Source organism: Streptomyces sp. NPDC002779 (assembly GCF_042888685.1).
In the GTDB taxonomy this organism is placed as follows: domain Bacteria; phylum Actinomycetota; class Actinomycetes; order Streptomycetales; family Streptomycetaceae; genus Streptomyces.
In genome coordinates, this window is record NZ_JBIAQC010000050.1 from 1 (window position 1) to 4,910 (window position 4,910).

General features: G+C 65.3%; 2 protein-coding genes. Both read right to left on the reverse strand.

The genetic code is table 11. The features are described 5' to 3' along the window. Nucleotides 1–501: 501 nt before the first annotated feature. On the reverse strand, nt 502–1,038 hold the full coding sequence (locus tag ACFYW5_RS37380) for an RHS repeat-associated core domain-containing protein (RefSeq protein WP_389421608.1): 537 nt from the start codon (nt 1,036–1,038) through the stop codon (nt 502–504). 591 nt (nt 1,039–1,629) lie between these two features. Next, nucleotides 1,630–4,827: an RHS repeat-associated core domain-containing protein gene (locus ACFYW5_RS37385; RefSeq protein ID WP_389421611.1), complete on the reverse strand. Its 3,198-nt coding sequence runs from the start codon at nt 4,825–4,827 to the stop codon at nt 1,630–1,632. Nucleotides 4,828–4,910 lie beyond the last annotated feature (83 nt).

Below are 4,910 nucleotides of genomic sequence, written 5' to 3' on the forward strand. Positions count from 1 at the left end.
CAGCCGACTCGACGACCGGCTCCTCCACGGCTTCGTGCTCGGTGATGGTCTCGCTCATCAGGCGTCTCCTTGATCATCGGATCCGCCGTCTATTGGACACTCCCGCGCCAGCCCCACATCGTCCGCGGCTACTTCGGCGGCCCCCACGTCCGCTACACCCTCGAAGAGAACCCTTTGAGTTTCTGATCAATAGGGCATTACCGGCGATTGAAGGCGAAATATAGTGAACTGGCGGCCCAGCAATTTATCTACTGGGCCACCAGTATCATCCGAAAGGGTTCCCAGTCGTCAAGCACCCGAGTTTCTCCTTGAGCGCAACCACACCACTACGAGTGCACCCAGGAAGCCAGCAGCTGCGAAGATCAGGGCTGCCTCTATGAGACTTCCCTTGACCAATCCAGCTGCGGTGGCGCCAGTTCCCGCAGCAGCTGTGAGCAGCGATGTTCCAAGGATTGCAGCTACTGGATTTGTGCGTTTCCGTAAGTGCATCTGCCTCCTCCCCTATCCGAAGAACAGTGCTGCGAGGCCGCTACTGGCGCCTCCAACAAGCCCGCCTAGAGTACCGTTGACTCCTTCTGCCGAATTGCCGCCAGCAAGGACGGATCCCAGAGCACCGCCTCCTGCTCCCCATGTGGCTCCGGTGATGATTGCTGCAGCAGCGCAGCCCACCCCGGCGGTAATGGCGCAAATACTTCCCACCGCAGCGATTCCGGCTGCTCCGGCGAGGGTTCCGGTGACAATTCCCACCGTATCGGCAAAGCTGAATAGGCCGGTGGGGTCGATGCGGTTGACGGGGTCGCCATCGGCATACAGATAGGGATTCTGTTCCTGGCCGGAGGGGTCGGGTTGGGTGAAGAAGCCGATTTGGGGGTCGTAGTAGCGGTGGCCCATCTTGTACAGGCCCGTCGGGTCCAGGTAGGCGCCGCTGTAGCGGAACGGCTGGGGGACCGCTTGGGTGGTGGTGCCGCGGGGCAGACCGGTAGGGCCGTAGGCGTAGGTGTGGGTGCGCTTGCCCGCGTCGTCGACCAGGCCCAGCACGTTGCCGGTGGCCGGTGAGGTAGTAGAGGACTTCCCCTGTTTTCATGGAGTTCAGCGTGCCCCGCCGGCATTCTCGGATGAATCCGTTCCCAACGCCGTTCACCGACGCTTTCTATCGAATGACAAGACTCTCACCTACATCAAGGCCTATTGCGGCGTCGCACCATGTAGGTGATCGCCACCACGAAACCGATAATGATGAGCAGCAGGCCGGAAAGAATGACAATCTCCGCACCTCCGAGCTTACCCATGACGTTTGATCCTCCCCTTTGTTAGTGATGCTCTGCAGGTACGCAGAGGAGCGGCGGCAGGCTGAATTCCGGACCCAGCCCGCCGCCGCCCTTCAACAGAAGTGGCCGCAGTGGTCAGCCAGCGTGGCCAGTGCGGCGTTTGAGCAACCACACAGCGACGTAGCCCACTAAGGCGAGGCCGAACAAGATCGATACCGTGATGCGTAGGATTAGCCACGGCTGTCCGTCAGGATCCCACAGCGCCTCGATCAAGTTGAGAATCAGGGCAATGCCGAACGTGACGGATAAGGCTGCCTTTAGCCATCCGGGCCTCCGCTGTGTGGTTTCCATCAGATGCCTGTCACTCCGTAACCCACGCATAGGGGTTGAAGCAAGTGTTCAGATCGCTTGCTTCATCCTCCAGCGAGTTGTCCGTGTCCTGCCACGCCCTCTTGGCATAGCAACCGACAGGGGCTGCGCTGGTCGCCCGCCCCAGAAACTTGGGCCCCTTCGTCTTCACGAAGTCGACGACACCCGAGTACCAGGCAAGTCCGGTCGGGTCCGCATGATTGACGGGATCACCCGCGGCGTAGAGGTAGGGGTTGAACTCCTGCCCGGAGGGATCGGGTTGGGTGAAGCGGCCGATTTGGGGGTCGTAGTAGCGGTGGCCCATCTTGTACAGGCCCGTCGGGTCGAGGTAGGTGCCGGTGTAGCGGTACGGCTGGGGGACGGCTTGGGTGGTGGTGCCGCGGGGCAGGCCTGTGGGGCCGTAGGCGTACGTGTGGGTGCGCTTGCCCGCGTCATCCACCAGGCCCAGCACGTTGCCCGTAGCGTCGGTGAGGTAGTAGTAGGACTTCCCCCCAGTCGTCATGGAATTCAATGTGCCCGCCGGTTCGCGGATGAATCCGGTGTCGACGCCGTTCGTGGTTGTGGACGCGAGCCCCAGGGCTGTGTGGTGGAACCACGTGGAAGCCAGCTTGGTGCGCTCGGAGTTGGTGGTGCCGGCGTGGACCAGGTCGTAGGTCGTGCCGCCCTGTGTGATGCGGGACAGCTGGCTGTGGTCTGTCCAGGTCTCGTTGGTTCGCGCGGTTGTGGCGACGCGTCCGCCGGCTGTTTCGTTGCCGAGCTTGTCGTAGGACCACGGCGTGGCCGAGCCGGTCTGGGAGGTGAGCTGGCTGGCGTCGTTGTAGTTGAACACCGAGCTGCCCGGGCAGGTGGATGCGCTGCCGTCCTGGCTGGTGAGGTTGCCGGCCTTGTCCCAGCAGTACAGCCACGACGCAGTCCGCGCACCGGCCGCATCGGCCTCCAGCGCGTAGGAGAGGCGTTCTTGGGAGTCGTAGGTGTAGGACGTCTTGCGGCTGGTGGTGTTGTCGGTGCGGGTGCGGATCTTGGTGGTGTCCTTGCCCGCGCTGGCGTAGCTGTAGGTGAGGTCGATCAGCGTCGTTGTGCCCGAGGTGGTCTTGACGGCCGAGGGGCGCCCGTTCTTGTCGATGGTGAAGGACTGGGTGGTGCCGCCGGGGTAGACCGTCTTGGTGCGCTTGTCGTTGTTGTTGTAGTCGAAGTCGGTCTTCTTGCCGGCCGGGTCCAGCAAGTAGTCCAGGCGGCCGGCCTTGTCCCAGGTGTAGTCCGTCTTGCCGGTCGGGTCGGTGTAGTAGTCGACCTCGCCGCCCGGGGTGTAGGCCAGCGCGGTCTGCGCGCCGTTTTGCAGGGTGCGGACCTTCTCGCGGTTGAGCTTGTCGTAGTCCCAGCTGGTGGTGCCGGAGGCGTCGGTGCGGGTCTTGACGTTGCCGTCGCCGTCGTAGGAGTAGGTGACCGTCGCGTTCGTGGAGGACACCGTCGTCACGCGGTCGCGGTTGTCGTAGGCGTAGACGGTCTGGATGGCGCGTCCGTCGGTGACGGTCTTCACCCTCCCGAGCGCGTCGTAGGTGTAGGTGGTCTGCCCCAGCGGCGCCGGCGGGGTGACCTTCGACAGGTTGCCCTTGGTGTCGTAGGTGAAGGAGGTGACCTTGCCGTTGCCGTCCTTTGCGGTGCAGCGCTGGCCCTCGAAGCCGCCGCAGGTCGGGGTGGTCTTGTTGTAGGTGTAGCTGCGGGTGGCGCCGGCGGTGCCCGTCGTGGTCACCGACTCGGTGTTGCCGTTGGTGTCGTACGTGAAGGAGTCCTTGCGGCCGTCGGCGGAGGTGAAGTCGTTGGGCAGATCCGTGCCCGCAATGGTCTGGTACGCCGTCACCGACGCGGTCGCGCCCATCGGCAGTTTCTGGGAGACAGCGTTGTTGCGGGCATCCCACCCGTAGGTGGTGGTGTTGCCGCCCGTCCCGTCCGCTCCCGTACCCATCGCGTCGACCGCGGTCTGCAGCAGGTGGTTGGTGTACCGGGAATGGCGGGAGTGGCCCAGGGGATCGGTGACCTTGGTGACCTCACCGTCCGCGTTGTGCAGGTACTGGGTGGCATCCCCGTCGGGGTCGGTGACCGTCGTGGTCCCCGCGTCGGACGGGGTGGCGGCCGTGTAGGCGTACCGCCAGGTGGGACCGGTGTGCTCGCCGCCGGAGACGTCGGTGACGCGTTGCGTGGAGGTGACGCGGTTGTAGGTGTCGTAGGTGAACAGCGTGATGGTGCCCTCGGGGGTCGTCACCTTGGTCAGGCGGCGTGAAGAGTCGTACCCGTAGGAGGTGGCCTTGCCGGTGGTGTCGGTGACCTTGGCCAGGTTGCCGGAGGCGTCCAGGTCGAAGACGGCCGTGCGGCCGGTGTGGTCCTTGGCCTGCCACTGATTGGGGTAGGCCTTGGTCAGATCGATCCAGCGGCCCGAGCGGGTCTCGGTGAGCTTGAAGCCCTTGTGCTCGCCGGTCTCGTCGTGCTGGTCGACGGTGATCACACCGTTGTTCTTGTCCGTGACCTTGGTCAGGGTGCCGTGGACGTTGAAGGTGTCCTTCGAACCCGACTTGCGGTCGGTCAGGGTGTAGGTGCCGTCCGCGTTCTTCTTCAGGTCCTTGGAGTAGCCGGCCGGTGTGGTGTAGCCGCCGGTGGACGTCGGCTTGAACCGCACAGCAGCCCCGGTGGCGTCGTAGACGACCACCTCGGTGTCGTCGGCCTGGAGGTAACGCTCGTAGCCCTGCCACCAGCGCTGCGACACCTTCCCCCACGGCGCTTCCAGGGAGTTGTACGTCCGCGTCAGCTGCAGCTTGCGACCGACACCGGCGATGTCGAAGTCGGTCGCGGCGAGCAACAGGTTGCCGTTGGAGACGTTCACCCGCGCCACCAGCGCATCATTCAGACGCGTGTCGAGAACACGGTGCCAGGGCACATCACCCTGCCCCTCAGGCACGAAGGACAAGGCCTCAGCATCCGCCTCGGCATCCGCCGCCGCCGACTGCGGGGCGGCCTCACCGCTTGCGCGGGCCTGGTGCGCCGCCCGCCAGGCGGCAACCTCCGCCGACGGCTTGGCCTCCGCCTCCGACTCCGGCGCCTTTACCGACCCGGCCGGAGTCGCAGGAGCCTCCACCTTCGTCGGCCTCGTCCACGGACTGGCCGGCTCCGGTAACTCCGGCTCCGGTGCCGCCGCCAGACCAGGCGCCGCGGGGGGCCCCCCCCCCCCCCGGGGGGGGGCCCCCCCGCGGGGGGGGGTGGGGGGTGTGCCCGCACCCCCCA